This is a genomic window from Streptomyces sp. NPDC005485 (genome assembly GCF_040606085.1).
Lineage (GTDB): Bacteria > Actinomycetota > Actinomycetes > Streptomycetales > Streptomycetaceae > Streptomyces.
Window position 1 is genome coordinate 1 of sequence record NZ_JBEXDZ010000135.1, and the last position, 25,852, is coordinate 25,852.

14 protein-coding genes are annotated in these 25,852 nt (G+C 73.4%); 5 read left to right on the plus strand and 9 right to left on the minus strand.

The features are described from left to right. The 5 genes from ABZS97_RS33365 to ABZS97_RS33385 all read left to right on the plus strand — a co-directional run. Positions 1–4,113: type I polyketide synthase (locus ABZS97_RS33365; protein WP_356143871.1), on the plus strand; the 4,113-nt coding region annotated here is incomplete at its 5' end. Then, positions 4,113–10,139 (plus strand): type I polyketide synthase, encoded by a 6,027-nt coding sequence (locus ABZS97_RS33370; RefSeq protein WP_356143873.1) that lies wholly within the window; start codon positions 4,113–4,115, stop codon positions 10,137–10,139. The genes ABZS97_RS33365 and ABZS97_RS33370, both read left to right, overlap by 1 nt. 188 nt (positions 10,140–10,327) lie before the next feature. Further along, entirely contained in the window at positions 10,328–11,224 is an 897-nt protein-coding gene (locus ABZS97_RS33375; RefSeq protein ID WP_356143875.1) for a proline iminopeptidase-family hydrolase, read from the plus strand. Positions 11,225–11,863: 639 nt separating this feature from the next. Next, a complete protein-coding gene (locus tag ABZS97_RS33380) occupies positions 11,864–13,507 on the plus strand; it encodes an MFS transporter (protein ID WP_356143877.1) in 1,644 nt (547 codons plus the stop codon). Positions 13,508–13,751: 244 nt separating this feature from the next. Next, positions 13,752–14,528 carry a TetR/AcrR family transcriptional regulator gene (locus tag ABZS97_RS33385; protein WP_356143879.1) on the plus strand — a complete coding sequence of 259 codons (777 nt, stop codon included), beginning with the start codon at positions 13,752–13,754 and terminating at the stop codon, positions 14,526–14,528. A gap of 279 nt (positions 14,529–14,807) precedes the next feature. On the opposite strand, the gene mftE is transcribed toward ABZS97_RS33385, so the two are convergent. The 9 genes from mftE to ABZS97_RS33430 all read right to left on the minus strand — a co-directional run bounded on the left by mftE (position 14,808) and on the right by ABZS97_RS33430 (position 25,586). Further along, positions 14,808–15,527, minus strand: a complete 720-nt coding sequence (mftE, locus tag ABZS97_RS33390; RefSeq protein ID WP_356143881.1) for a mycofactocin biosynthesis peptidyl-dipeptidase MftE — start codon at positions 15,525–15,527, stop codon at positions 14,808–14,810. Between the two features lie 166 nt (positions 15,528–15,693). After that, positions 15,694–17,115 carry a mycofactocin biosynthesis glycosyltransferase MftF gene (gene mftF / locus ABZS97_RS33395; RefSeq protein WP_356143882.1) on the minus strand — a complete coding sequence of 474 codons (1,422 nt, stop codon included), beginning with the start codon at positions 17,113–17,115 and terminating at the stop codon, positions 15,694–15,696. Positions 17,116–17,335: 220 nt separating this feature from the next. Next, complete coding sequence (locus tag ABZS97_RS33400; RefSeq protein WP_356143884.1) at positions 17,336–18,160, minus strand: mycofactocin-coupled SDR family oxidoreductase; 825 nt, start codon at positions 18,158–18,160, stop codon at positions 17,336–17,338. A gap of 55 nt (positions 18,161–18,215) precedes the next feature. Continuing rightward, positions 18,216–19,106 (minus strand): mycofactocin-associated electron transfer flavoprotein beta subunit, encoded by an 891-nt coding sequence (locus ABZS97_RS33405; protein WP_356143886.1) that lies wholly within the window; start codon positions 19,104–19,106, stop codon positions 18,216–18,218. Beyond that, the gene (locus ABZS97_RS33410; RefSeq protein ID WP_356143888.1) at positions 19,103–19,414 is read right to left on the minus strand and encodes a 4Fe-4S dicluster domain-containing protein; all 312 of its coding nucleotides are present in this window, start codon (positions 19,412–19,414) and stop codon (positions 19,103–19,105) included. The genes ABZS97_RS33405 and ABZS97_RS33410 overlap by 4 nt, the downstream gene beginning before the upstream one ends. Continuing rightward, complete coding sequence (locus ABZS97_RS33415; protein WP_356143890.1) at positions 19,411–20,742, minus strand: FAD-dependent oxidoreductase; 1,332 nt, start codon at positions 20,740–20,742, stop codon at positions 19,411–19,413. The genes ABZS97_RS33410 and ABZS97_RS33415 overlap by 4 nt, the downstream gene beginning before the upstream one ends. Beyond that, positions 20,732–21,676, minus strand: a complete 945-nt coding sequence (locus ABZS97_RS33420; RefSeq protein ID WP_356143892.1) for a mycofactocin-associated electron transfer flavoprotein alpha subunit — start codon at positions 21,674–21,676, stop codon at positions 20,732–20,734. The genes ABZS97_RS33415 and ABZS97_RS33420 overlap by 11 nt, the downstream gene beginning before the upstream one ends. Next, positions 21,673–23,652, minus strand: a complete 1,980-nt coding sequence (locus ABZS97_RS33425; protein ID WP_356143894.1) for a mycofactocin system FadH/OYE family oxidoreductase 2 — start codon at positions 23,650–23,652, stop codon at positions 21,673–21,675. The genes ABZS97_RS33420 and ABZS97_RS33425 overlap by 4 nt, the downstream gene beginning before the upstream one ends. Further along, on the minus strand, positions 23,652–25,586 hold the full coding sequence (locus ABZS97_RS33430) for a mycofactocin system FadH/OYE family oxidoreductase 1 (RefSeq protein WP_356143896.1): 1,935 nt from the start codon (positions 25,584–25,586) through the stop codon (positions 23,652–23,654). Before ABZS97_RS33430 ends, ABZS97_RS33425 begins: the two co-directional genes overlap by 1 nt. Positions 25,587–25,852: the final 266 nt, after the last annotated feature.

Consider the following 25,852-nt stretch of genomic DNA (forward strand, 5'->3'; position numbering starts at 1 on the left):
GTGGACTGGTCCGAGGGCAATGTGCGGCTGCTGACGGAGTCCCGGCCCTGGCCGGAGACCGGCCGCCCGCGCCGCGCGGGGGTGTCCTCCTTCGGAATCAGCGGCACCAACGCCCACGTCATCATCGAACAAGCCCCGACAGAGGAACGGCCCGCAGACGAGGGCACGGCTCCCGACACGGTCCTGTGGACCCTGTCCGGCAAAACCCCCGAAGCCCTGCGGACCCAGGCCGAACGCCTGCACACATACGCCGACACCGACACCGACACCGACCCCGCCCTGCGCCCGCAGGACATCGCCTACTCCCTTGCCACCCGCCGCACCGCGCTGGACTTCCGGGCAGCCGTGATGGGCTCGAACCGGGAAGAGCTGCTGGCGGCCCTCACCGCGTTCGTCGAGGGCAGGCCGGCCGCGGGAGTGGTGCAGGGCAGCGTGCGCGGCACCGGACGTACAGCCTTCCTGTTCACCGGGCAGGGCGCGCAGCGCATCGGGATGGGCCGTGAACTGCACGCCGCGTTCCCGGTGTTCGCCGACGCTTTCGATGCCGTGCTGGCTGAGATCGATGTGCCGCTGCGCGAGGTCGTGTGGGGGGAGGATGCCGGGCGGCTGAGCCGTACGGAGTTCACCCAGCCGGCGTTGTTCGCGCTGGAGGTGGCGCTGTACCGGCTCCTGGAGTCGTGGGGGATCAGGCCGGACTATCTGGCCGGGCATTCGATCGGTGAGTTCGCTGCCGCGCATGTGTCCGGGGTGCTGTCCCTGGCGGATGCGGCGAAACTCGTGACCGCGCGGGGCCGGTTGATGCAGGCCCTGCCGGAGGGCGGTGCGATGGTCGCCCTGCAGGCGACCGAGGACGAGGTGCGTCCGCTGCTGGCCGACGGCGTGGGCATTGCCGCCGTCAACGGGCCCACTGCAGTGGTGGTCTCCGGTGTGGAGGCGGAAGCTTTGCGGATCAAGGCGCACTTTGAGGCGGAGGGCCGTAAGACCACCCGTCTGAAGGTGTCTCACGCCTTCCACTCCCCGCTGATGGAGCCGATGCTCGCCGACTTCCGTGCCGTCGCACAGGAGCTGACGTACAGCGAGCCCTCCATCCCGATCGTCTCCACCCTCACCGGCGCCCTCGTCGGCGAGGAGTTGGGTGATCCCGAGTACTGGGTCCGCCACGTCCGTGAAGCGGTCCGCTTCGCCGATGCGGTGACGGTGCTGGAGTCGGAGGGAGTCACCCGGTTCCTGGAGCTGGGTCCCGATGGTGTGCTGACCGCGATGGCGCAGCAGTCCGTCGAGTCGGACTCGGCGGTACTGACGGCCGCCCTGCGCAAGGACCGGGCCGAAGTGCCCACACTTCTGGGCACCGTGGCCCGGCTGCACGTCGTCGGACTCACGCCCGACTGGGCGGCGTTCTACGCCGGCACCGGAGTCCGAGCGCTCGACGACCTGCCGACTTACGCCTTCCAGCGCAGCACGTACTGGCTGGAGAGCGTCGTCGAGACCGGCAGCGCCCTGTCGGAGATGGGCATCGGATCCTCGGGGCACGCGCTGCTCGGCGCCGCCGTGACACTGGCCGACACCGACGGCGTGGTGCTGACCGGCCGACTGTCCACATCCGCACAGCCCTGGCTGGCCGACCACGCGGTCGGCGGCACCGTTCTCTTCCCCGGCACCGGCCTGGTCGAACTGGCGCTGGCCGCCGGCGACGAGGTCGGCTGCGACCTGCTGGAGGAACTCACGCTGGAGGCGCCGCTGGTGCTGCCCGAGCACGGCGCGCTCCAGGTCCAGGTATCCGTAGGAGCTCCCGGAGACACGGGCGCCCGGACGGTCGGCATCCACTCGCGCCCGGAAGCGGACGACGAACCGTGGGTGCGCCACGCCGTGGGCCTGCTCGCCGGGGCGGCACCGCAGCCCTCCTTCGACCTGGCGCAGTGGCCGCCGGCCGGTGCCGAGCCGGTGGACGTCGAGGGCCTGTACGAGGGGCTGGCGCAGGCCGGTCTGGAGTACGGGCCGGTCTTCCAGGGCCTGACAGCCGCCTGGCGCTCCGGCGAGGAGATCTACGCCGAGGTGGCCCTGCCCGAGGACACGGCCGTCGACAAGTTCGGGATGCACCCGGCGCTGCTGGATGCGTGCCTGCACGCCATCGGACTGCGTGAGGGCGGCGATGACCGCTCCGCGCGGCTGCCGTTCGCGTGGACCGGCGTGTCCTTCCATGCCTCGGGTGCCACCCGGGTACGGCTGAAGCTCACCTTCAAGGGAGAGACGGTCGCGCTCACCGTCGCCGACGGCGCGGGCCGTCCGGTGGCGAGCGTGGAGAGTCTCGTCCTGCGGGAGATCTCCGCCGAGCAACTGGCGGCGGCGGGATCCGCATTCCACGAGTCGCTGTTCCAGCTGGACTGGGTGGCGATGCCGGGGGCGCGGAGCGGACCGGTTCCCGCAGAGGTCACCGTGCTGCGCCCGGCCCCGGGGTCGGATGCCGAGACGGTACGGGCGTCCGTGCGCCACGCACTGTCCGAACTGCAGTCCGCCGAGGGCCCGTTGGTGTTCCTCACCCGGGGTGCGGTGGCGCTGGCGGGGGAGGATGTCACCGACCTGGCCGGCGCCGCCGTATGGGGTCTGGTCCGCTCGGCCCAGTCCGAGACGCCCGACCGCTTCGTGCTGGTCGACACCGACGAGGCCGGCGAGGAAGACGCCGTCGCCCTCGCGCTGGCGACCGGTGAGCCGCAGGTCGTCGTGCGCGGTACGGCCGTCTACGGTGCCCGGCTGGCCCGTACGCCCGCCACGGTGAACGGGGACGCTCCGGTGTTCACGGCCGAGGGCACGGTCCTGCTGACGGGTGCGAGTGGCACGCTGGGCGGGTTGTTCGCGCGGCATCTGGTGACCGCGTATGGGGTGCGGAGCCTGCTGCTGACCAGCCGTCGGGGTGAACAGGCCCCGGGGATGGCGGAGTTGAGGGCCGAGTTGACCGCCTTGGGCGCCGAGGTGTCGGTGGCGGCCTGCGATGCCGCCGACCGCGAAGCACTGGCGGCCCTGCTTCAGGATGTGGACCTGTCCGCGGTGGTCCACGTCGCCGGCGTCCTGGACGACGGTGTGATCGCCTCTCTCACTCCGGAGCGGGTGGACACGGTACTGCGCCCGAAGGTGGACGCGGCCATCAACCTGCACGACCTGACCGCCGACAAGAACCTGAGCGCGTTCGTGCTGTTCTCCTCCGCGGCCGGAACCTTCGGCAACCCGGGCCAGGGCAACTATGCGGCCGCCAACGCCTTCCTGGACGCCCTCGCCACCCACCGCAAGGCGGCCGGGCTGCCCGCACAGTCGCTGGCCTGGGGTCTGTGGGGCGGTGGCATGGCCGGTGAGCTGGGTCAGGCCGACCTCGACCGGATGAGCAGCACCGGCGTGCACGCCCTCACCCCCGAACAGGGCCTGGAACTCTTCGACACCGCAAGCACCCTTCCCGCTCCGGCTCTGGTTCCCATCCGTCTCGACCTCAAGGCCCTGCGCTCGGCAGGCGAGAACCTGCCCGCCCTGTTCAAGGGACTCGTACGAACCCCGGCCCGGCGCACCGCCTCGGCGGGCGGCGGCCAGGCCGCGGCCAACGCACTCAAGCAACAGCTCACCGGCCTCTCCCCGGAAGAGCAGGAAGCCCTGCTGCTGGACACCGTCCGTACGAACGCGGCAACGATCCTCGGCCACGCGGGCGCGGATGCCGTCGACCCCGACCGGGCCTTCAGCGAGCTGGGCTTCGACTCGCTCAGCGCCGTGGAGTTCCGCAACCTGCTCAACGGCCTCAGCGGACTGCGCCTGCCGCCCACGCTGGTCTTCGACTACCCCAACGCCAGGTCGCTCACCACCCACATACGAGCGGAGCTCGTCCCGGACTCGAATGGCCACGGCAACGCTGAGGGGTCGGGCGAGGCCGAGATCCGAGCGGTCCTGCAGACCATTTCGCTGGGCAGGCTGCGCGACGCGGGTCTGCTGGACGCCCTGCTCGAACTCGGCGGCGTCAGCGACGCACGGACCGAACCGGACGAGGCCGAAGAGGCCTGGGAGGGCTCGATCGACGACATGGATGCCGAAAGCCTCATCAGCCTGGCGCTCAGCGGCGGGGAAACGGGAGATGTGTAATGGCCGGCTCTGACCAGAACAAGATCGTCGACGCGCTCCGGTCGGCGCTGAAGGAGAGCGAGCGGCTGCGCGCCCAGAACAAGAAGCTCACCGCCACCCTCCGCGAACCCGTCGCCATCATCGGCATGAGCTGCCGCTACCCCGGAGGGGTGGAGAGCCCGGAAGACCTGTGGCGGCTGGTCGCCGACGGGGTGGACGCGGTCACGGAATTCCCCACCGACCGGGGCTGGGACGCCGACCAGCTCTTCGACCCCGAGGCCCAGCGCCCCAACACGACCTACGTCCGTGAGGGCGGCTTCCTGCACGACGCCGCCGACTTCGACCCCTCCCTCTTCGGCATCTCACCGAACGAGGCGCTCCTCATGGACCCACAGCAGCGGCTGCTGCTGGAGACCTCCTGGGAGGCGATCGAGCGCGCCGGCATCGACCCGGCCGCGCTGAAGGGCTCGGCCACCGGCGTCTTCGCCGGAATGATGTACCACGACTACGCCGCCAACGCGAACACCGGCTCCATCGCCTCGGGCCGCATCTCCTACGCCCTCGGCCTCGAAGGGCCGTCGGTGACGATGGACACCGCCTGCTCCTCGTCCCTCGTCGCCCTCAACTCCGCCGTGCACGCCCTGCGTTCGGGCGACTGCACCCTCGCCCTGGTCGGCGGCGTCTGCGTGATGGCAACGCCGGAGACCTTCGTCGAGTTCAGCCGCCAGCGCGGCCTGTCCCACAGCGGGCGCTGCAAGTCCTTCGCCGCAGCGGCGGACGGCACCGCCTGGGGCGAGGGCGCCGGCATGCTGCTGGTGGAACGCCTCTCCGACGCCCGCGCCAACGGCCACCCCGTCCTCGCCGTCGTCCGCGGCATCGCCGTCAACCAGGACGGCGCCAGCAACGGTCTGACGGCGCCCAACGGTCCCGCCCAGGTCCGTGTCATCCGCCAGGCCCTCGCCGGTGCCCAGCTCGCCCCCGACCACGTCGACGCGGTCGAGGCGCACGGCACGGGCACCACCCTCGGCGACCCGATCGAGGCGCAGGCTCTCCTGGCGACGTATGGCAAGGACCGGCCCGAGGGCCAGCCGTTGTGGTTGGGGTCCATCAAGTCGAACATGGGCCACACGCAGGCTGCGGCCGGGGTGTCGGGCATCATCAAGATGGTCGAGGCGATCCGGCACGGGGTGCTGCCGCCGACGCTGCACGTGGACGAGCCCACGCATCAGGTGGACTGGTCCGAGGGCAATGTGCGGCTGCTGACGGAGTCCCGGCCCTGGCCGGAGACCGGCCGCCCGCGCCGCGCGGGGGTGTCCTCCTTCGGCATCAGCGGCACCAACGCCCACGTCATCCTCGAACAAGCCCCCAACCCCGACCCCGATGAGCCCACGACCGGCCGGCGCGCCCTGCCCGTCGTCCCTCTCCTCCTCACCGGCAAGACGGAACAGGCCCTCCAGGGCCAGGCCGAACGCCTGAAGACCCACCTCGAATCCCACCCCGACCTGCGCCCCCTCGACATCGCCCACTCCCTCACCAGCACCCGCACCGCACTGGACTTCCGAGCGGCCGTGATGGGCGCGAACCGCGAAGAGCTGCTGGCGGGCCTGTCCGGGCTGGCGCAGGGCGCACCTGCCGCGGGTGTGGTGCAGGACAGCGTGCGCGGCACCGGACGTACCGCCTTCCTGTTCACCGGTCAGGGCGCGCAGCGCATCGGGATGGGCCGTGAACTGCACGCCGCGTTCCCGGTGTTCGCCGACGCCTTCGACGCCGTACTGGCTGAGATCGATGCGCCGCTGCGCGAGGTGATGTGGGGTGAGGATGCCGGGCGGCTGAGCCGTACGGAGTTCACCCAGCCGGCGTTGTTCGCGCTGGAGGTGGCGCTGTACCGGCTCCTCGAATCGTGGGGGATCAAGCCCGACTACCTGGCCGGGCACTCCATCGGTGAGTTCGCCGCCGCGCATGTGTCCGGGGTGCTGTCCCTGGCGGATGCGGCGAAACTTGTCGTGGCGCGGGGCCGGTTGATGCAGGCGCTGCCGGAGGGCGGCGCGATGGTCGCCCTGCAGGCCACCGAGGACGAGGTGCGTCCGCTGCTGGCCGACGGCGTGGGCATTGCCGCCGTCAACGGACCCACCGCAGTGGTGGTCTCCGGCGTCGAGGCGGAAGCTTTGCGGATCAAGGCGCACTTCGAGGCGGAGGGCCGTAAGACCACCCGTCTGAAGGTCTCCCACGCCTTCCACTCCCCGCTGATGGAGCCGATGCTCGCCGACTTCCGTGCCGTCGCACAGGAATTGACGTACAGCGAGCCTTCCATCCCGATCGTGTCCACCCTCACCGGCGCCCTCGTCGGCGAGGAGTTGGGGGACCCGGAGTACTGGGTCCGTCATGTCCGTGAGGCGGTCCGTTTCGCCGATGCCGTAAGGGCGTTGGAGTCGGCGGGTGTGGGTACGTTCGTCGAGCTGGGTCCGGATGCGGTGCTCACGGCGATGGGCCGGCAGTCCGCCGAGGACGCGGCCTTCGTGCCCACCCTGCGCCGCGAGCGCGAGGAAACCCGCGAGACGGTGTCCGCACTGGGCCGGATCGCCGTACGGGGCGGGGCTGTTGACTGGACCGCGTTCTACACCGGCACCGGAGCACGCCGCGTCGACCTGCCGACGTACGCCTTCCAGCGCCAGCGTTACTGGTTCCACACCCTGGACTACCTGGCCGAGTCATGGGTCGCCGCCGAAATGGGCGGCGGAGTCTCGGAAGCCGGCCTGGAGCCGGCCGGGCACACACTGCTCGGCGCGGCCGTGCGCATGGCCGACGGCGACGGCGTGGTACTGACGGGCCGCCTGTCGGTCTCGTCGCAGCCCTGGCTGGCCGACCACGCGGTCGGCGGCACCGTCCTCTTCCCCGGCACCGGCCTGGTCGAACTGGCGCTGGCCGCCGGCGACGAGGTCGGCTGCGACCGGCTGGAGGAGCTGACGTTGCAGGCGCCGCTGGTGCTGGCGGAGAGCGGTGGCGTCATCGTGCACGTCGTCGTCGACGAGCCGGACGAGTCCGGAACGCGCCGGGCGGTGCGGCTGTACACCCGTACGCAGGACACCGACGACGTCCAGTGGACCCTGCACGCCACCGGATCCCTGTCCGCCACCCCGCTCGAGCCCTCCTTCGACCTGGCGCAGTGGCCGCCGGCCGGTGCCGAGCCGGTGGACGTCGAGGGCCTGTACGAGGGGCTCGCGGAAGCCGGTCTGGAGTACGGGCCGGTCTTCCAGGGCCTGACGGCCGCCTGGCGGTCGGGCGAGGACGTCTATGCCGAGATCGCGCTGCCGGAGGAGACGAGCGTCGAGGGCTTCGCGGTGCACCCGGCACTGCTGGATGCCTGCCTGCACGCCATCGCGCTGCGTGACAGCGGCGGCGATGACCGCTCCGCGCGGCTGCCGTTCGCGTGGACCGGCGTGTCCTTCCATGCCTCGGGCGCCGAGCGGGTACGGCTCCGGCTCTCGCCCGCCGGCACCGACGGCGTGTCCCTTCGGGTCGCCGACGAGGAGGGCCGCCCGGTGGCCACCGTCGAGACGCTCGCCCTGCGGGAGATCTCCGCCGGCCAGTCGGCGTCCGGACAAGCGGCGCTCAACGAGTCACTCTTCCAGCTGGACTGGGTCCCCCTGGCCGCCGCGAACGGCACGGCACCCGCCGACGTGAACGTCCTGCACACCACCCCCGGCACGGACGCCGAAGCGGTACGGTCCGCGGTACGCCACGCACTGTCCGAACTGCAGTCCGCCGAGGGCCCGTTGGTGTTCCTCACCCGGGGTGCGGTGGCGCTGGCGGGGGAGGATGTCACCGACCTGGCCGGCGCCGCGGTATGGGGTCTGGTCCGCTCGGCCCAGTCGGAGGACCCGGGCCGTATCTTCCTGGTGGACGCGGACGAAGGCAGCGTCGATGACGCCGTCGCCCTCGCGTTGGCGACCGGTGAGCCGCAGGTCGTCGTGCGCGGCACGGCCGTCTACGGTGCCCGGCTGGCCCGTACGCCCGCCACGGTGAACGAGGACGCTCCGGTGTTCACGGCCGAGGGCACGGTCCTGCTGACGGGTGCGAGTGGCACGCTGGGCGGGTTGTTCGCGCGGCATCTGGTGACCGCGTATGGGGTGCGGAGCCTGTTGTTGACCAGCCGTCGGGGTGAACAGGCGCCGGGGATGGCGGAGTTGACGGCCGAGCTGACCGCGCTGGGCGCGGAGGTGCGGGTGGCGGCCTGCGATGCGGCCGACCGCGACGCACTCGCTGTCCTGCTCCAGGATGTGGACCTGTCCGCGGTGGTCCACGTCGCCGGCGTGTTGGACGACGGTGTGATCGCCTCTCTCACTCCGGAGCGGGTGGACAGGGTGCTGCGTCCGAAGGTGGACGCGGCGATCAACCTGCACGACCTGACCGCCGACAAGAACCTGAGCGCGTTCGTGCTGTTCTCCTCCGCGGCCGGAACCTTCGGCAACCCGGGCCAGGGCAACTATGCGGCCGCCAACGCCTTCCTGGACGCGCTTGCCACCCACCGCAAGGCGGCCGGTCTGCCCGCACAGTCCCTGGCCTGGGGTCTGTGGGGTGGCGGTATGGCCGGGGAGCTCAGTCAGGCCGACCTCGACCGGATGAGCAGCACGGGCGTGCACGCCCTCACCCCCGAACAGGGCCTGGAACTCTTCGACACCGCAAGCACCCTCCCGGCCCCCGCTCTGGTTCCCATCCGTCTCGACCTCAAGGCGCTGCGTTCGGCAGGCGAGGACCTGCCCGCCCTGTACCGGGGACTGGTCCGTGTCACCAGGCGTCGTAGCGGCCGGGTCAGGGCGGACTCCTCGGTGCTGCGCGGGCAACTCGCCGCCCTGGAGCCGGCCGAGCGGGAGAAGGCGCTGCTGACGCTGGTGATGGAGCACACCGCCCGCGTCCTGGGGCACGCCTCGGTGGACGCCATCGCGGCCGAGCGGGACTTTCTGGAAGCGGGCGTGGACTCGCTCAGCGCCATGGAACTGCGCGGCGCCCTCAACGGCGTCCTCGGCATCGACCTGCCGCCGATGGCCGTGTTCGACAGCAAGACCCCTGCGGGGCTGGCCCGTGAACTCGTCGAGGTGCTGGAGCGGTTCGATGGATCGGCCCCGGCCTCGGACGCCTCCGGCGCCCGGGCTGTCGAGGCCGACGAGGACACCGTGACGGGCCTCTTCCGCCAGAGCGTGCTGGCCGGCCGCACGACCCAGGCGTTCTCTCTGCTGCGCGCGGTCGCCGATCTGCGCCCGACCTTCGACAGCCACCGTGACCTCGCCGCTCCGCTGCGCCCGGTGCGGCTGGCCGACGGCCCGGCCCGGCCGCGGCTGATCTGCCTCGGCACACCCATGGCAACCGGAGGCACCCACCAGCACGCCCGGCTGGCCTCGCACTTCCGGGACATACGCCCCGTCAGCAGCCTGCCCTCGCCCGGATTCGAGCGCGGCGAGAACCTGCCCGCCTCCGTCGACGCGCTCACCTCGGCCTTGTCCCACGCCGTGCTGGAGGCGGCGGAGGGGGAGCCGTTCGTGCTGTTCGGCTACTCCGCCGGAGGGCTCCTCGCCTACGCCACCGCGGGCCGCCTGGAGCGTGAACTGGGCACGCCGGCGGCGGGCGTGGTCCTGGTGGACACGTACGTGGTGACGCAGGAGAAGGGCGGCGGCATGCAGGCCCAGGTGTTCGAGCAGATGTCCGCCGCGCTGGTGGAACGCGACTCGCAGTACGGTCTGTTCGACGCGGCGGGCCTGTCCGCCATGCGCGCCTACTTCGACCTGCTGCCGCTGATCCCGCTGGACGCCGTCGACACCCCGGTGCTGTTCCTGGGCGCCGAGCGCAGCTTCCTCGCCGACGCCGACGCCGACGCCGATGCCGACGCCGGCGCCGGTGTTGCCGGTGGCGCCGTCGACGACTCCTGGAAGGCCCGGCCCTGGCATCCCGGGCACACCTACCGCTCCGTGCCCAGCGACCACTTCACCATCGTGGAGGAAGCGGCCGGGCAGACCGCGCGGAGCGTGCAGGAGTGGCTCTCCGGGGCGCTCTAGCCCCTGCGGTCGTCCCTCCCGCCCGCCCGTCTGCCCTGCCTGCCCTGTCTGTTCCGCTCGTTCTGCTTGTTCCGCCTGCGTTGCCCTCCGGCAGCGCAGGCGCAGGCGCAGGCGGTGGCGGTGGCGGTGGCGGCAAGGGGGCGGCGCAGGCAGTTCCACAGCCCATACAGGTGAAGAAGTGAGGATCCATGACACCGGCCCCGAGCGCCAAGGGAACCGTTCCGTTCGGCGAGCACAAGACCTGGTACCGCGTCACCGGCGACCTCGGCTCGGGCCTCGCGCCGGTCGTGGTGGTGCACGGCGGCCCGGGCTCCACGCACGACTATCTGCTGCCGCTGGCCCGGCTGGCCGAGGAGGGCCGGGCCATCGTGCACTACGACCAGATCGGCAACGGCGGTTCCACCCATCTGCCGGGCCGCGGCGCGGACTTCTGGACCGTCGAGCTGTTCCTCGCCGAGCTCGACAACCTGCTGACCTCCCTCGGCATCGCCGACGACTACGTACTGTTCGGCCAGTCCTGGGGCGGTCTGCTGGTGGCCGAGCACGCCGCCGCCCGCCCGGCCGGCCTGCGCGGCCTGGTCATCGCCAACTCGCCCGCCTCCTACCCGCTGTGGCTGGAGGAGATGGCGGTGCTGCGCGCCCAGCTGCCGCCCGGCGTCAACGAGATGCTGCTGCGCCACGAGGCGGCCGGCACGACGGACAGCGAGGAGTACTACGGGGCGATGACGCCCTTCTACGAGAAGCACGTCTGCCGCCTCAAGCCGTGGCCGCGCGAGTACCGGGCCTCGTTCTACGAGGTCTACAACGACCCGACGGTGTACTACGCCATGAACGGCCCCAGTGAGTTCCACGTCGTCGGAACCCTGAAGGACTGGGGCGTGGAGGACCGCCTGGCGGACATCGCCGTGCCGACCCTGGTCCTGTCCGGCCGCCACGACGAGGCCACCCCCAAGACGGTGCGCCCCTACGCGGAGCGGATCCCCGACGCGCGCTGGGTGGTCTTCGAGGACTCCAGCCACCTGCCGCACCTGGAGGAGCCGGAGGCCTTTCACGAGGTCATGACGGAGTACCTCAAGAGCCTGTGACGGGCCCTGCTCGGCCCTTTCACCGAGGCGGCGGTAATTCCGCTGGAGAGTCGCTTGAATTTCGCTGGAGCCTGACTTGAATTCCGGTGGGCTCCGCAGTGTTTCGGGTATGGCGAGAAGCCGTACGTCAAATCGCCGGATGGTGCCGGTGGTGGCGTGCCGGGCAGGCGGCCGGGTCCTGGGCCGCGGCCCGCGACAGGGCGCCCCGGGCCCGTTCTGAACTGCCAAGACGCCCTCGGGGGCGGTGACTTCGGGACGCTTCCGCGGTCTTCGAAACGGCCCTTTTTGGCCATCCGGAAGGGGCAGTGATCGGAGTGCTTCTCGACTTCCGCTTGAGCCGCGGAATTACCCTCCTTCGGCCGTGACGCGGCGCGGCTATGGTTTCGGATAAGGCCCTGCGTCACGCCCGGCGGAGGGACTTCCAGGGGAAGGGCCAGCCACAGAACTGCCGTCCGGGACGGCGTGGGACCGACCACCTCCCGCCCTCCTGACGGCCCGTCGCACACCGCCGCCCTGCCGGCAACTCCGCATCGCTCCCTATCCGATTGACCCTCCCTCCACTTTCTGCGTATGGTCTACACAATACCGCGTGCGCCGCACGCAGTAAAAAGCTCGATCCGATCACGGGAGGCATCGAACATGCCTGAAGTCACTCGCAAGGCAGGCCGGAAGGAGTGGACCGCACTAGGTGTACTCATGCTGGCCCTGCTGCTCGTGTCGATGGACATGTCGGTGGTGTACTTCGCCGTTCCGAACATCACCGAACAGCTCTCGCCCACCGCCACCGAGCAGCTGTGGATGTTCGACGCCTACAGCTTCGTGCTGGCGAGCCTCTACATCACGATGGGCTCCATCGGTGACCGGATCGGCCGTCGCAAGCTGCTGATGGTGGGCGCGCTCATCTTCGGCATCGGCTCGATCATCGCGGCCTACAGCCAGAGCTCCGAGATGCTCATCTTCGCCCGCATCTTCCAGGCGGTCGGCGGCGCGACCCTCGAACCCACGGCGATGGCGCTGCTGCGGGTGATGTTCCGCGACCCGAAGGAGCGCACCAAGGCCGTCGCCATCTTCGTCGGCACGCTCGGCATGGGGGTGACCGCCGGCCCGGTGCTCAGCGGTCTGCTCCTGGCCCACTTCTGGTGGGGCTCGATCTTCCTGATCAACGTGCCGTTCATGGTGATGCTGCTGATCTCGGCACCGATGCTGCTGCCGGAGTCCAAGGTCTCGCGGGTCGGCAAGTTCGACGTACTGGGATCGCTGCTCACCATCGTCGGTCTGTTCCCGCTCATCTACGGCATCAAGGAGATCGCGGCCAACGGCGCCGACTCGCTGCGGCTGGCCTGCATCGGCGTCGGTGTGGCCAGCCTGATCGCCTTCGCGATCCGCCAGCGTGCCTCCGACCACCCGATGCTGGACATGGCCCTGCTCAAGCGCCGTGCCGTCAGCGGCGCGGTGATCACCAAGCTCATCGGCTCCTTCGCGCTGATCGGCTTCACCGTCTTCACCGCGCAGTACCTGCAGTCGGTGCAGGACCGCACCCCGCTGAACGCGGCGCTGTGGAGCCTGGTGCCGTCGGTGGGGGTCGCCGTCATCCAGCCGACCACCGTCGCCTTCCTGGAGAAGGGCGTGCGGCGCTCCTCGGTCACCGCGGGCTGCTTCGCAATGGCGCTGGGCGGCTTCGCGATCATGACGCAGCTCGACGCGGGCTCGCCGCTGTGGCTGATGCTGGTGGCGATGAGCCTGCAGGCCGGCGGTCTGGTCTCGGTCCTGGGCCAGTGCACGGACATGCTGGTCGCCAACGTCAGTGAGGAGGAGGCCGGTTCGGGCACCGCGGTGCTCGAGACGGGTTCGCTGCTCGGCGGTTCGCTCGGCATGGCCCTGCTCGGCAGCGTCGGCGCCTACGTCTACGGCAACGACGTCAAGGACAAGCTGCCCAGCGGCCTGCCCAAGGACGCCTACAGCACCGCGCCCGACACCCTGGGCGGCGCGATCGTCGCGGCGCAGAAGCTGCCCGGCGAAAGCGGCCGCAGCGTTTTGCACGTGGCCCGCGACGCCTTCACCCACGGCCTCAACCTGGCGGCGGTGGTGGCCGGCGCCGTGGTCATCCTCGGCATGCTGTTCGTGACCGTGGCCCTGCGCAAGGTGCCCAACAACCCGCAGACCGAGGAGGAGTCGGAGTCGACCGTGGTCGCACGGCAGACACCCGCCTCCTGGCCGGCCGACGCCGGCACCCCGGCGCCGGTCGCGATGGTGGCCGACCACACCCGGCCGCAGGGGTACTGACCCACCGGCCGAACCCCGCCGGCAGGCACGGGCCTTCGGCCGGCGAACACCCCCGGGTGCTCGCCGGCCGGCAGGCCCGTGCCTGTTTCCCCGTCCCTTCCGGGGCGTGGTTGACCCGGACACCAAGTACTGCGTACGGTGAACGCTAAATAGTGTGTGGCGCACGCAGTACGTGTGTGTGCCGGGCCGCTGGGCTAGATTGTGGTGACGGTTCGTCGACACAGCCAACAGAGGGCGGGCGCATATGGGTAGCGACAGTGTCGTGGGCCTCCCGGCGAGCATCGAGGTGGCGTGGGGCCTGCGAGAGCCCTCCCACAAGGGCCCCAAGCGGGTCCTGAGCCTGGGACGGATCGTGGACACCGCCGTACGCCTCGCGGACCGCGAAGGAATCGGCGCCATTTCCATGAGCCGTATCGCCAAGGAACTCAACTCCTCGACGATGTCCCTCTACCGGTACGTCTCCGCCAAGGACGAGCTGCTGCCGCTGATGGTGGACGCCGCCTTCGGCCCGCCCGTCCCCCACCCGGACGCGAAACCGCACTGGCGGGCCGGGCTGGAGCACTGGAGCCACTCCTACCTGGCCGTGCTGCGCCGGCACAGCTGGGTGGTGCGCATCCCCATCAGCGGGCCGCCCGCGACACCCCACCAGATCGCATGGGCCGAACAGGGACTGTGCTTCCTGCAGCGCACCGGTCTGACCGAGGCGCAGAAGATGTCCACGATCCTGATGCTGGCCGGCCTGGTCCGCAACGAGGCCCAGCTCGCCCAGACCTACGAGGCCTTCTCGAAAACCGGGGCCGACGGCGCCGCATCGATGCTGGACTACCGCCGGCTCATCGAGAAACTGGCGGACGCGGACCGCTTCCCCGCCATCAACGCGGCCATGGAAGCAGGCGTCTTCGACAACTCCGACGGCGAGGAAGCGGAGTTCGGTTTCTCCCTGCACTGCGCCCTGGACGGCATCGAGGCACTGATGCGCCGCAGACGACGAGAAGCCCGCCAGGCCCAGCAGGATCAGTGACCCGGCGCCGGCTTCCGCGCCGCGTGGGTCACCGAGCACTGCGTGGGCGGTCCCTGCCCGCCGCGGTACCGCAGATGACGGGAAGCCCGCCGGCCCTGCCGGTTCAGTGACCCGGCGCTGGTGGTCGCCACGCCTCGCTGGCCGTCAGCAGGCTCGCGGCCCAGGTGTCGAGTAGTTCATGCCCGGGGCCGGCCGGGGGGTCACCGAGTGCTGCGGGGGCGTCACCCCCGCCCCCGCCGCGGTACCGCAGATGACGGGAAGCCCGCCGGCCCTGCCGGTTCAGTGACCCGGCGCCGGTGGTCGCCACGCCTCGCTGGCCGTCAGCAGGCTCGCAGCCCAGGAGTCGAGCAGCTCCCGGCCGCCACCGGCCCCCGCGCCGCGCGGATCACCGAGCACCCCGTTGGCGGTCACCGCCCGCAGTCCGCCGCGTCGCAGCTGTGGCAGGAGGGCCGGCAGCGGCCGGGTCTCACCCGCTGCGGCCCGCTCCTGGTGCACCGCGGCGGGCCGCAGCGCCAGCATCGCGGAGGTTTCCGCGCGGCCCGCGTGGCTGTCGCCGCCGTCCCCGGCGGGCTCCCAGAAGTGCGCGCGGCGCCCTTCGTCGCGCAGCCGCGCCACCGCACGCCGCACGGGCACGGCGTTGCCGCCGTGCCCCGAGACGAAGGCGACCGCGGCGAACGCGTCGGCCGAGCGGCCCAGTTCGGTCAGCAGCAGCTCGGTGGCCGCCCGGCCGATCGACAGCGTGCCGGGAAAGCCCGCATGCTCGCCGCTGGAGCCGTAGTGCACCGGCGGGGCGAGCACCACCCACTCCTGCGCCGCCGCCAGCCGCTCCGCCAGCGCCTGCGCGATCTCCGTGTCCACGGTGAACGGCAGATGCGGCCCGTGCTGCTCGGTCGAGCCCACCGGCACCACCAGCACACTCTGCCCGGCCAGCGCCGCCACCTCGGGCCACGTCAACTCGCCCAGCCTGCGCACCCTGCGCGGCCCGTCCCCGCCGCTCACCGGGAACCTCCGAGAACGCCCCGGCCCTTCGGGCGAGAGACCGCCCGCACGAGGGGGGTGCGAGGACCGGGCTGGTTTGGGCCCGGTCGGCGTGGAGGGCGTAAGAGCGGACCGTGCGCCGGGCGGACCGCCCGCCTGAGCGGCCCCTCTGCTCCAGGGGGAGGGCTCACAGCCGCCGCACCCCGTCCCGGCCCGGCCAGTCGGAGGTGTCCGGGCGCAGCGGGGCCAGGGTGCGGTGACGCAGGGCGCCCCACCACACGCCGGCGCCGTAGGCGAGGTCGTCGCCGACGCGCGCCGCAAACCACTGCGGCAGGGCGAGCGGGGGCCGCTGGGTGTGCCAGTCGGCGAGGTGGCGGCCCCAGGCGGCGGCCAGCAGGAGGCGTCCGTTGCGGGAGGCGGCGAGGGCGGGCACCGCCACTGGCCACCACGACCGGGTGACGGCGTCCGCGAACATCCGCCCCGCCCCCCAGTGACCGCGCAGCGCCAGCGCCACCGCCTCCTGGGCGGGCACCCCCACCGGGTGCAGCTTGCGCGGCAGCAGCGACGCGGTGATCAGGGCGGTGCCGGCGGCAGCGGCCGGCCGGCCGGCGGCAACGGCCGCCCAGCACGCCAGCGTCCACGGGGACACCCGCAGCGGCGCCGCCGCCGTGCCGTGCCGCAGCGCCAGCGGCGCGGCCGAGGTGCCGTAGTCGAAGCGCTGACGCGCCCACGCCGACCAGCGTGAACGGGGCGCGTGCCGCACCTCGGACGCTGGCTCGTAGCGCACCAGCGACCCCTGGCCGGCCAGCCGCCAGACCAGGTCGACGTCCTCGCCGTAGCGCAGCGTCTCGTCGAAGCCGCCCAGCTCCCGCAGAGCCGAGACACGCACGACCAGGGCGGCCGTGGGTACGTAACTCACCCTGCTGCCCGGGCGGACCACGCAGGGCAGCGGGCCCAGGTCGAGCGGCGAGCGTTCCTGCTCGTAGCGCTCCAGCACGCTGGTGCCCGCCCGGCTGCGCACCCGCGGCGCCACCGCGGCCACCTGGGGATCCGCGAAGTGCGGCAACAGCGCCTCGAGCCAGCCCGGTTGGACCGCCACATCCGCGTCCAGGAATGCCACCAGCTCGGTGCCGGCCAGCCGCCAGCCGCTGTTGCGGGCGGCGGCCGGACCGCGCGGGGCCGGATGACGCAGAGCCGCGCCGGGCAGCGGCACGGCGGACCCGTCGTCCACCACCACGACGGCGGCAAGCTGGGCCAGCGACCCGAGCGACCCGCTCACCTCCGGGTGATCACGGACCGGGACCACCGCGGTGACGTCGGCCGCGGTGAACGGGCCCGCCGCGTAGCGCGGATGGGCCATCCCGGCGTTGATCAGCTGCTCGGCCAGCCGCCGCTGCCCCGGCCGCTCGGCCACCGCCTGGCCCTCCAGCCAGCCCTCCACCAGCCGCGCGCCGGCCTCGGTCAGCCGCAGCACCCGGTAGGGGGAGCCGCCCAGCAGGGTCCGCCCGCCGGACAGCCGGCCCAGGGAAGGGTCGGGGGTCAAGAACAACTGGGGGGAGCGGGGGGCGCCCGCCTGGCTCGCGGTGTTCTCGGGGACCGTGGCACTCATCGGGTTCCTCCGGGGATACCCCGGCCCTGCGGCCGGGGAGGAAACGGACTCCAGGGCAGGGCAGGCACATCCGGTGCGCCGCCGGGGCGAAGCCGGCTGCGGCCCTGCCGGCCCCGGGCACCGGCACAGGCCCACGCGGCGGCGTGCGAAGGGCCTGCGCCCCGGTGTTCACGCATCTGGTCGGATTGCGGCTGCCGGTGCGCGGGGCCGGTGGGCGGTGTCACGGGGTGAACCCCCCGTCCGCGTGGACCACCGTGCCGGTGAGGGCGGAGGCCTCCTCGCCGCACAGCCAGCACACCGCGGCCGCCACCTCCTGCGGTTCCAGCAGGCGTCCCAGCAGATGGTGGCGGGCGAACTCGGCAGTGTCCGGCAGATCGTAGAGGTCGGCGCTGGCCTGCAGCATCGGGGTGCGGGTGGAGCCGGGGGAGACGGCGGTGGCGGTGACGCCGGTGCCCCGCAGGTCGGTGGCCAGGCCCCGGATCAGCCCCACCACCGCATGCTTGGCCGCGTTGTAGCCGGCCAGGTGCCACAGGCCGTGGTGGGCGGCCGCCGAGGCGAGGGCGACGAAGCGGCCCGAGCGCGGCTCGCGGCGGGCGAGCAGCCGGGGCACGGCGGCCCGGGCCAGGTTGGCCACCCCGCGCACCCCGATCTCGAACAGGGCGTCCCACTCCTCGTCGGTGCTCTGCCACAGCGGCCGCCCTCCGGCCATCACCGCGGCCGCGGCCACCGCGGCGTCCAGCGCGCCGAAGCGGCGGTGTGCCACCTCGACCGCGTCCTGGAGCGCCGCCTGGTCGCGTACGTCGGCGACCACCGGCACCACCGTGTCCGGCCACCGCTTGGCGAGGGCTTGGAGTTCCTTCTCGGTGCCCAGTGGGTAGCCGACCCCCGGCAAGTCGCGGCACACGTCGACGGCCACCACCTGCCAGCCGTCCCCGGCCAGCCTTTCCACCACGGCCGCACCGATGCCGCGCGCCGCCCCGGTGACCACGGCGGTGCGCCGCCCGGCCGCCGCGCCGCGCGCAGGGGTGGGGGGTGCGGTGTCCATGCTGGCAGGGCCTTCCTCGGTGCGGTCGGTGGAGCCGGGTGCCGGGCGGGCCGGCTTATCCCTGCACGCCGTGCTCGCGCAGATGCGCGAGCAGGAGGTCGGCGGCCTCCTCGGGGGAGGAGGGAGTGACCAGGCGGGGCGGGGTACGGGGCGGGGTGAGGGCGCCGGTGAGGGTGAGCAGCCGCTGCCGGGTACTGCCCTCGGGGGCGGGCAGTGCCTTGGCGCGCGGCCGGTAGGGGCGCACCCGGCCCGCGCGCACCGCTCCCGCAGCGTCGCCTGCCGGGGCGCTCACGCGCACCACCGGTATCTCCGCCCGGCGTGCGGCAAGGGCCGCGGCCAGGGATGCCCGGCGCGGCCGTAGCGTCCCCGCCTCCACGGAGCACACCGCCGGCAACGGCACTTGCAGTTCCTCCGCACGTCCGCCGTCCAGCCGCCGCACCGCCCGCAGCCGCAGGCCCGCCGCCCCGCCGTCACCCTCCTCGGCCGCCGGGGCGGGCGCCGCGGTCAGCTCCAGCAGTCCCAGCGCCTGCACCACGCCCTGCCGGGCCGCCAGGTGTCCCGGTGTCGCGCCGGTGCCCCGGTCCACCGAGCGGGCCCCGCACACCCACAGATCCGGTACCGGGTGCCCGGCGGCCGCCAGGCCGGCCAGCAGGGTGTGCGCGGTGGCGGCCTCGTCGCCGTCGTCTCCCTCGATGCGCAGCACCGCATCGGCGCCGGCGGCGAGCGCGTCGCGCAGCATCTCCTCGGCGCCGGCCGGGCCCACGGTCACCGCCACGCAGCGCGCGCCGAACGCTTCGGCGAGTTGCAGGGCGTGCTCCAGGGCGCACCCGTCCGCCGCTGCCGCGCCGGCCGCGTACGGTGCGGGTTCGCTCGCGCCGGTCAGCGGGTGCGCCCGGGCGCGGGGGTCCGCCCAGCGCAGTGCGGCGGCCACCAGCACGGCGCTCACCCCTGCCGGAAGGCGACGCCGTGGCCGCCCTCGGGGTAGGTCCAGGTGAGGGCGCCGGGGGAGTCGCAGACCTGGTAGCAGGTGCCGCACTCGAAGCACTGCTCGTAGTTGAAGAGGATCCCGCCGTCGCCGGTGGGCACGAACAGGTCGGCGGGGCAGGCGTGCACGCAGGTGCGGACCTCGCAGGAGCGGCACACGTCGGTGTCCAGGGTGATGTGCGCCCGCTCGGCGACACGGAAGTCGACCGTGGCCATCCGGTCCTCGAAGGAGACGCCCGGCAGGGCGCCGTCGCTGCTTGTCTGGCTCACCGGAAGGACCTCGCTCCGCTCAACGCGTCGGACAGCAGATGGCGCGCCCGTACCCCGTGCCCGCGGGCCGCGTCCCGCAGCAGCCGGCGCAGGCCCGGTTTGGGGCGCGGGTTGTCGACCGTGAAGAACCCCTGGGCCACGTCGCACAGCAGTCCCGCATAGGCGTGCTGCACCCGGTCGGAGAAGACGAGTCCCGGTACCCGGCGCAGTCTGCGGTGGTCGGCCAGGACGAAGGAGTCCTCCAGCAGCCTGCGGTAGCCGGCCAGCCCCGCACGGGAGGTGTCGCCGGCGGTGACGGCCGCGGCGGCGGCCCGGCCGGCGTACATGCCCGCGCCCAGCGCGTAGTTGACGCCCTCGAGCCAGACCCCGGCGGCCAGGCACATCGCGGCGGCGTCCCCGGCCACCAGGATGCCGTCGCCGGCCAGTTGCGGCATGGTGTCGTAGCCGCCCTCGGGGATCAGGTGGGCGGAGTACTCCTTGAGTTCGCCGCCGCGCAGCAGCGGGGCGATCGCCGGGTGCTGCTTGAGGCCGGCGAGCACCGCCTCGGGCCGGGTGCGCGATGCGGCCAGGCCGGTCAGCGACAGCACCACGCCCACGCTGACGGATTCCAGGTTGGTGTAGAGGAACCCGCCGCCGGGGATGGCGCCGGTGCAGCCGAGGACCTCGATGTCCTGGCCGTGCTGCCCGCTGAGCCCGAAGCGTTCCTCGATCACCTCGCGGGGCAGTGCGAGGGTTTCCTTCACGCCCAGCGAGGTGTGCTCGGCCTGTTTGCCCGTCACCTTCTTGAACAGTCCCGCCTCTTTGGCCAGGAACGAGTTGACGCCGTCGCAGGCGATGACGACGCGGGCGCTGATCTCGCCGTCGGGCCGGTCGGTGCGCACCCCGCACACCCGGCCCGCGCTGTCGCGCAGCAGCCCGGTGGCGGTGGTGGCGGGCACCAGGACGGCGCCGGCCTGCTGGGCGAGGGAGGCGAGCCAGCCGTCGAGGTCGCAGCGCAGGGCGGTGGCACCGTTGTAGGGGGGCCGGCCCCAGTCCTCGGTGCGGAAGTCGACACTCAGGGCCTGGGTGTCGGTGAGCATCATGGTGGAGCGCCGGGTCACCCAGCGCTGCACGGGCATGTGTTCCCACCAGTGGGGCACCAGCTCGTCCAGGATGCGGCCGTAGACCACACCGCCGTACACGTTCTTGGCGCCCGGATAGGGGCCGCGCTCCAGCAGCGCCACCGACATCCCGGCCCGCGCGGCCTCCAGAGCGGCGGCCGATCCGGCCGGGCCCGCGCCGACGACGACCACGTCGAAGGCGGGCGTTTCGCTGTTCTCAGGCGGCATCGCGCACCTCCCCGCCGGCCGCGCCGCTTTGCAACCGCCGCACCAGCGCGGCGAGTACGGCCGGCGCGTCGGCCACGATGCCGAGGTCGGCCATGGCGGTCATCGGGCAGTACGGGTCGGTGTTCACGCTCACCACATGGCGGGGCGCGCCGAGCCCGCCGGTGTGGTGCGGGGCGCCGGCCACGCCGAAGGCGACGTACAGGTCGGGGTCGACGCTGACGCCGGTGGTGCCGATCTGGCGGGCGTACTCCAGCCAGCCCGCGTCGGTGACCACCCGGGTGGCGCCCACCGCCATGCCCAGTGCGGCGCCGGCCTCGGTGAGCAGGGCCACGGCCTGCGGCCCGCCGAGGCCGCCGCCCGCGCCCAGCAGCCGGCGGGCGCCCGCCAGGTCGCCGGCGTCCGCGGAGGTGTCGCGGACCGGGCCGTGCACCAGCCGGTCCCCTTCGTAGGGCAGGGCGAGTTCGGTGATCTGCGGTGCGCCGGGCACGGGCGTCGCGCCGCGCACCCCGGGCTCCAGGGTGGCCACGAACGCTCCGTCCACGGTGAGTTCGACCAGCGCGCTGCCGCCCAGGCGCAGCACGTCGGCGCCGTGGGGCAGGACTTCCACCGCGCCGGCCAGCAGCGGACGGCCGAGCGCGGCCGCCAGCCGCGGTGCCAGGTCGCGGCCGTCGGGCGAGGCGGGCAGCACCAGCGTGTGCACCGGGGTGAGCAGCGGCGCGAGGGCCGCGGCCAGCGCGGCAGGGCCGACACCCGTCTCGGCACTCCACACCCGCCGCGCCGACACCAGCTGCTGCGCTGCCGCCCGGGCGTGCGAGCCGGCGACCAGCACCGCCCCGTCCGCCTCGGCGACCACCTCGTCGGCGCCCAGCGGCAACACCCCCTCACGCACCACCAGGACGGCGAGGCGGGCGGGAAGCCGCACGCCGGCGCTCACAGCGCCGCCCCCGCCCGATGGCCCTCGATGACCGCGGCGTGCGCGCGGCGCGGGGCGAGGCAGTCGCCCGCCCGCCGCACCACGAACGGGGCGTCCTTGAGGGCCTGCCACAGGGCGTCCTCGGGCGCCTGCTGAGCGGCGCACACCACCCAGTCGTAGCGCTCCTGCGCGATGCTGCCCGTGGTGTGCGTGAGGATGTCCAGCTCCACGTCCCCGTCCCCGTCCCCGTCTTTTCCGGGGCCCGGCCGGGCCCCCGTCACCACCTGGTCGGTGGCGTGTTCGATGCCCTTGGCGTGGGCGCGCACGCTGTACGTCTCCAGGTCGAGGGTGATGCCCAGGTCCTGTCCGACCACCATCCCGGGGGTGGTGATGCGCACCCGGCAGCCCCGGTCGGCCAGCACTTCGGCCACCGACGTCGCCTGGTGGAAGCCGAGTTCGTCGACGACCAGGACCCGCTGTCCCGCGGCCGGCGCGGCCCGCCCCTCCAGCACGTCCCGCACGTCCACGATCCGCTCCAGCCCGCCCGCCCAGTACGGCGGTTGCGGCCGGGCCCCGGTGGCCAGCACCACGGCGTCGGGCTGCTGGGCGCGCAGCGACTGGGCGGTGGCCTCCACCCCGGTGCGGATCTCCACGCCATGGCGCAGGCACTCGGCCAGCAGATTGCGTACGACGTCCAGGAACTCGGCGCGGCTGGGCGCGGTGGCGGCGGTCGCCACCTGGCCGCCGGTGGCCGCGCCCCGCTCGTAGAGGGTCACCTGGTGTCCGCGCTGCGCCGCCGTCGCCGCCGCCTGCAGTCCGGCCGGCCCGCCGCCCACCACCAGGACCCGGCGCGGCCGGGGCCCGGGGGCGGGCAGCGCGATCGCCTCACGGCCCGCGCGGGGGTTTTCGATGCAGCCCAGCCAGCGGTTGAGGCCCATCCGGCCGACGCACTCCTGGTTGCACGAGAGGCAGGTGCGGATGTGCGGGGTGTGCCCGGCGCGGGCCTTGGCGGCGAAGTCGGGGTCGGCGATCTGTCCGCGCACCACGCCGACCAGGTCGCAGTGCCCCTCCGCGAGGGCCCGTTCGGCCTGCACCGGGTCCTTGATGCGGCCCACGCCGATCACCGGCAGCCGTACCGCCTTGCGGATGGCGTTGGAGACGAACAGGGCGTAGCCGGGCGGCACCGACATCGACGCCTCGATCATGTACAGGGTCGAAGTCGCCACACCGATCGAGGTGTTGATGTAGTCGACCTTGCCGGTGGCCTCCACCAGACGGGCCGTCCGGACGGCCTCCTCGATGGTGGTGCCTCCCTCCAGCAGCTCGTCGCCGCACAGCCGCACGCCCAGCACCCGGCCGGGCCCGATCGCCTCACGCACCGCGTCGATGATCTCCAGCAGGATCCGTGCCCGCTGGTGCAGCGGGCCGCCGTAGGCGTCGGTGCGCAGGTTGGTGGCGGGGGAGAGGAAGCCGCGCACGATCGAGGAGTGCGAGCACTGCAGCTCCACCCCGTCGAAGCCGCCCTGCGCGCAGTGCCCGGCCACCGCGGCGTACCCGGCGACGATGTCGGCGATCTCCGTGGTGGTGACCTCCTTGGGCACCTCCCGAAACAGCGGGTCGGGCACCGGCGAGGGCGCCCACACCGGCAGCCGGGAGTACATCGAGGACGCCTGGCCGCCGTTGTGGTTGAGCTGGGCGAGGATGGGGGTGCCGTGCGCGTGCACGGCCTCGGTGATACGCCGGTAGCCGGCCACCGCCTGCGGCCTAAAGCCGTGGATCAGCTTCTCGTAGGGCCAGTCGGTGGCGTGGGTGGAGTGCTCCTCGGTGATGATCAGGCCCGCGCCGCCGGCCGCCCGCGCCGCATAGTAGGCGGCGTGCTGCTCGCTGGGCAGACCGTCCTGGGCGTAGTTGGTCAGATGGGCGGAGAACACGATCCGGTTGGCCAGGGTCAGTGCTCCCAGCCGCAGCGGCGAGAACAGCAGCCTTCCTGCGCTCATCAGACTGTGCCCCCCTGCACAGCGCACAGCGCCAGCGCCGCCCGCCTGCCCTCCAGCAGCGCCTCGTGCACGGTGCGCGGTGCCACCCGGTCGCCCGCCAGGACCGCGCCGTCGACCACCGGCGCCGTGTCGGGCAGCCGGTGCCCGCAGTGCACCACCACCGCGCACGCCACCTTGTGCTGCTCACCGCTCAGCACGTCCTCCACCAGGGCGGCGTGCGCCAGTGCGGCGCGCAGCACCGAGCGCCGCAGCAGGTGCACCCCGGCGCGCTGCAGCCGCACATGGGCGTCGGCGAGGTCGCCGGTGAGTGCCAGCTGCGTGCCGGCCACCTGATCGGGGGTCACCAGTGTGACCTCCCGGCCCTGGGCGGCCAGCCGTTCGGCGAGCGCGACACCGGTCGCATCGCCCACCGGGTCGTCGACGACCACCGCACCCTCGGGCAGCACGGCGCGGCCCGCGAGGACCTCGGCCGCCTCCAGGACCGTGCCGCCCTCGATGTCGCAGCGGCGCGGGCCGGGGCGCGAGCCGGTGGCCAGCACCACGCTGCGGCCCGTCATCTCCCGCAGCCCGGCGGTGGTGGCCGTGCGGACGGTGACACCCAGCCGCCGCACCTCCGACTCCAGCCAGTCCAGCAGCGGCGCCCAGCGCTCGCCCACCCCCCGCAGCATGCCGCCGAGCTGCTCCTGACCTTCCACCAGTTCCACGCGCCGCCCGTGCCCGGCCAGCACCCGCGCGGCCTCCAGCCCGGCGGGGCCGCCGCCCACCACCAAAACCGTGTCACCGCCGGCATCGGCCCTCGGGGCCGTGGTGAGGCGCGAAACGTCGGGCGCATCCTCGCTCTCGTGGCCGCTGCGGGGGTCAACGGCGCACGACAGCAGCGGATTACGGTTGTCACGCACCCGGCACTTCTGGTTGCACAGCACACACGGGCGCACCCGCTCACCATGGCCGGCGCGCACCAGCGCCACCAGTTCCGCATCCGCGATCTGCGCGCGGGTCATCTCCACCAGGTCGGCGACGCCGTCATCCAGCGCTTGTTGGGCGTGGCCGGGGCCGGTCACCGAGCCCTGCAGCACCACCGCCACCGTGCCGGCCACCGCCGCGCGCACCGCCGCGCACAGGTCGGTGTTGAAGCCGGGCGGGGTGTGGAAGTCGGGGCGGGTGGCGGAGCTGGACATCGCCGAGCCGCGCACCACCACCAGGTAGTCCAGCAGCGGGGCCAGCTCGCGGGCGAAGTCCTCGGCGTGCTGGGGGGTGATGCCGGCCCAGGGCGCCAGCTCGTCGCAGGACAGCCGCAGTCCCAGCAGCCGGTCCCTGCCCACCGCCGCACGGACGGCGGCGAGGACCTCCCGCACCAGCAGCAGCCGGTCGCTGCCGTAGGCGTCCTGCCGCTGGTTGGTCAGCCCGGACAGGAACTGCCGCAGCAGGCTGTGCTGGCCGGCCTCGACCTCCACCCCGTCCAGCCCGCTGTCCGCGGCCAGTTCGGCCGCCTGCCCGAACCCGGCACGCAGCGCGGCCAGTTCAGGTTCCTCCATCTCCATGGGCATCTCCCGGCTCACCACGTCGGCGACCCGGGAGGGGGCCCACAGCGCCGACTGGTGATACGCGGACGAGCCCTGGGAGCCTGCATGGCCCAGCGAGGCCACCACCAGCGTCCCGTGCGGCGCGCAGGCCGCCGCGGTCGCCGCCCAGCCGGGCCCGCACTCCTCGGCCAGCGGGGCCCGCTCGTAGGGCCAGTCGCCGGGGTGCACGCTCGCCGTCTCGGTGACGATCAGGCCCGCGCCGCCGGCCGCGCGGCGCGCGTAGTAGGCGACGTGCCGCGGCGACAGGGCCCTGCCGTGGGCCAGGTTGGTCTCGTGCGGCCCGAACATCACCCGGCTGGGGGCGGTGCGCGGGCCCAGTACGACGGGCTCGGTCAGACGGGGCGTGCTCACGCGGCCCCCGGGGTGAACCCGGCCAGCGGCCCGGCGTCGCAGGCCCGCTCCGGGATCCCCGCGGTAGGCGGCCGCCGGCCAATGGTGACCGGCACCGGGCCGCCGGCGCGCGTGCGGTGCGAGTGGTCGCCGGCAGGGCGCGGCGCCGTGCCGGCGCCCGCCGCCCCCCCCGCCCCCGGTGCGGGGGGGGGGGGGGGGGCGCCCGCGGGGCCGCCGCCCCCGCCCCCGCCCCCGGGGGGGGGGGGGGGGGGCCGGGCCCCCCCGGG